Source organism: Candidatus Eisenbacteria bacterium, assembly GCA_035712145.1.
In the GTDB taxonomy this organism is placed as follows: domain Bacteria; phylum Eisenbacteria; class RBG-16-71-46; order RBG-16-71-46; family RBG-16-71-46; genus DASTBI01.
Genome location: DASTBI010000049.1, coordinates 1 through 2,084, shown reverse-complemented (window position 1 = coordinate 2,084; position 2,084 = coordinate 1). Strand labels below are relative to the sequence as shown.

Genomic DNA, 2,084 nt, shown 5'->3' with positions numbered 1-2,084 from the left:
ACGGCGAGCGCAAGCCACAGCATCCCAAGGATGAAAAGCGCCACCCAGCCGACATGCTGGTCGAGGACGAAACGGGGCGAGACCCACCGGGCCACGCGCCACCCCGGCGACGCGATCGTCTTGAGGACGAGATAGAAAAGGTTCTTCTCGCGGTCGACGCCCGGCAGGACGGCCAGCACGCCCTGGCCGATCAGCGCAAACAGGCAGATCTCGACCAGGACGCGCAGCGTGACGACGACATCGCTCAACTAGGTGCTCTGCTTCAGCTGCTCGAGGATCTGCGGGTTCTCCAGCGTCGAGACGTCCTGCTTGATCTCCTCCCCTTTCGCGATGGCGCGGAGCAGGCGCCGCATGATCTTGCCCGAGCGGGTCTTCGGCAGGTTGTCGCCAAAGCGGATGTCCTTCGGTTTCGCGATCGGGCCGATCTCCTTCGCCACCCACTGGCGCAGCTCTTCAGCCACCTTTTTCGCTTCGGCACCGCTTGGCCGCGGACCCTTCAGCACCACGAACGCGCAGATCGCCTCGCCGGTCAGTTCGTCGGGCCGGCCGACCACGGCAGCCTCGGCGACGAGCTTGGAGTTCGCTACAAGCGCCGATTCCACCTCCATCGTTCCGAGCCTGTGCCCGGATACATTGAGCACGTCATCAATGCGCCCGACGATACGGAAGTAGCCGTCTTCATCGGTGCTTGCACCATCGCCGGCAAGATAGAGCTTGCCCTTGAAGTCATCGGGCCAGTAGGTCTTCTTGTAGCGCTCGGGGTCCCCCCAGATCGTGCGCAGCATTGAGGGCCAGGGCTTGGTGATCACTAGGATCCCGCCCTTTCCGCGCCCCACCGGTTGTCCGGTCTCGTCCACGATGTCGGCGAAGATTCCAGGGAGCGGCAGAGTCGCAGAGCCAGGCTTGGTCGGTATCGCGCCGGGAAGCGGCGTAATCATGTGGCCGCCGGTCTCGGTCTGCCACCATGTATCGACGATCGGACAGCGCCCGCCGCCCACGGTCTCGTGGTACCACATCCACGCTTCCGGATTGATCGGCTCACCCACCGTGCCGAGGATGCGAAGCGAGGAAAGGTTGTACTTCTTCGGCAGGTCCCCGCCCGCCTTGATGAGCGAGCGGATTGCGGTGGGTGCGGTATAAAACACGTTCACCTTGTGGTCCTGGATGATCTTCCAGAACCGCCCGGCATCCGGGTAGGTTGGGACGCCCTCGAACATAACTTCGGTGGCGCCGGCCGCGAGCGGCCCGTAAGTGATGTAGCTGTGGCCGGTGACCCAGCCGACATCGGCGGTGCACCAGAAAACATCGCTCGGCTTGTTGTCGAACACCCACTTCATTGTGAGCGCGCACCAGAGCAGGTAGCCTGCGGTCGAGTGCTGGATGCCTTTCGGTTTGCCGGTCGAGCCGGAGGTGTAGAGGATGAAAAGCGGGTGCTCGGCATTCACGCTGACCGGATCGCAGACTTCGGGCTGGCTCTTCACGACGTCGTCCCACCACTTGTCGCGCGGCGCGTTCATGGGCACCGCGCTGCCGCTCCGCCGGTAGACGATCACGTTGCGCACTTTCTCGCAGCCCCCCATCCCGAATGCCTCGTCCACCACTGGCTTCAGCGGAATCTCACGCCCGCCGCGGAACTGGCCGTCGGCGGTGATCACCTCGGTCGCGCCGGCGTCGATGATCCGCTCCTGCAAGCTCTTCGCGGAGAAACCACCGAATACCACCGAGTGCGTGGCGCCGATGCGCGCGCATGCCTGCATAGCCACGACCACCTGGATGGACATCGGCATGTAGATGAGCACGCGGTCGCCGAGCTTCACCCCGTGCGACTTGAGTGCGTTAGCGAAGCGGCAAACTTCTCGGTGCAGCTCCTTGTACGTGATCCGGGTGACGTTTCCGTCGTCCGCCTCGAAGATGATCGCGGTCTTGTCGCCGATCGTCTTCAGGTGGCGATCGAGGCAGTTATACGAGGCGTTCAGCTCGCCGTCATGGAACCACCGGAAGAACGGCGCCTTCGACTGGTCGAGCACCTTAGTGAAGGGCTTCGTCCATGCGAGTGTCTCGCGCGCAAGGCGCGCCCAGGTGCC

2 protein-coding genes are annotated in these 2,084 nt (G+C 63.8%); both read right to left on the bottom strand.

The window, feature by feature from the left end:
* Positions 1 to 248 (bottom strand): hypothetical protein (locus VFQ05_02990; GenBank protein ID HET9325716.1); only part of this gene is annotated, 248 nt, incomplete at its 3' end.
* Positions 249 to 2,084 (bottom strand): acetate--CoA ligase (gene acs / locus VFQ05_02985; GenBank protein ID HET9325715.1); only part of this gene is annotated, 1,836 nt, incomplete at its 5' end. It abuts the gene before it with no gap.